The 832-nt window shown below is 36.1% G+C and carries 2 protein-coding genes; both read left to right on the top strand.

The annotated features are described in order from the left end of the window. Positions 1-347, top strand: a 347-nt coding sequence (locus IV84_RS10505; RefSeq protein WP_081036112.1) for a helix-turn-helix domain-containing protein, incomplete at its 5' end; no start/stop codon positions are given. A gap of 90 nt (positions 348-437) precedes the next feature. After that, the gene (locus IV84_RS10500) at positions 438-827 is read left to right on the top strand and encodes a hypothetical protein (RefSeq protein WP_056986632.1); all 390 of its coding nucleotides are present in this window, start codon (positions 438-440) and stop codon (positions 825-827) included. Positions 828-832 lie beyond the last annotated feature (5 nt).

Raw genomic sequence — 832 nt, 5'->3', positions numbered from 1 at the left:
ATAAGGGTGCCACCCTAGATGTGTTGAATTTGCCGTCCATGACGGGAATTGCTGATCCTAACTTACGTCAACTCATGACTAACCTCATCATTGAACTGTATAAGTATCAGGCTGAAAGCGAACGTAAGCGGATCATCGAACGTCAGCAACAAGGGATTGCCCTCGCCAAACAGCAGGGTAAATATCATGGACGCAAACCCCAATATGCCAAAGATGATTTCCGTTTGCAACATGCTTTTAAGCTTTATCAGGCCGGTATGAGTGATGTGGATGTTTCCCGTAATACTGGGATTAAACGGTCGACTTTTATTAGGTACCGTATTAAATATAGGATCAAAAGAAATTAGAGATATATTAAACTAATATAACAATTATGATATTTAAATTTGGAATAGATAGATTATAATGATTAAAAGATTTTTATAGGAGACTATGTAATGAATTTATCAGAGATAATATTTAAGGGGTATGTTCCCATTGTTTTGTCGTGGATATTTCCTATCTTAATGCTATTTTTTGCAGTTTTTTTGGAACCGAATATTCAAATAGGTGTTTTCCTTTTGTTGTTACTAGCCATTATAGTGGGCATGTTAATACCTGGGATTGTTATCAGTTGGCTAATTATTGGATTAACCACTGTAGGATCTGGTATTCTTTTATTTGGCTACCTGGTTATTCCAGTTAACGACAAAGTCATCTTATTGTTAGCATTCCCAATTGAAGCAATTTTAGTTAATCTAGTCAGTAATTGGCTACTGAAGTGGCGATCATTAGGCCCTGATATAGCTTCAATACATCGCTATGGTAGCGTCAAGAATCTTGTGTAAATGAA

The organism is Pediococcus damnosus (assembly GCF_001437255.1).
In the GTDB taxonomy this organism is placed as follows: domain Bacteria; phylum Bacillota; class Bacilli; order Lactobacillales; family Lactobacillaceae; genus Pediococcus; species Pediococcus damnosus.
This window is presented reverse-complemented; position numbering and strand designations above follow the sequence as displayed.

Bases quoted from the DNA above. Each gene is read 5' to 3' on its own strand.
- IV84_RS10500 (WP_056986632.1), top strand. From the start codon at position 438: ATGAATTTATCAGAGATAATATTTAAGGGGTATGTTCCCATTGTTTTG.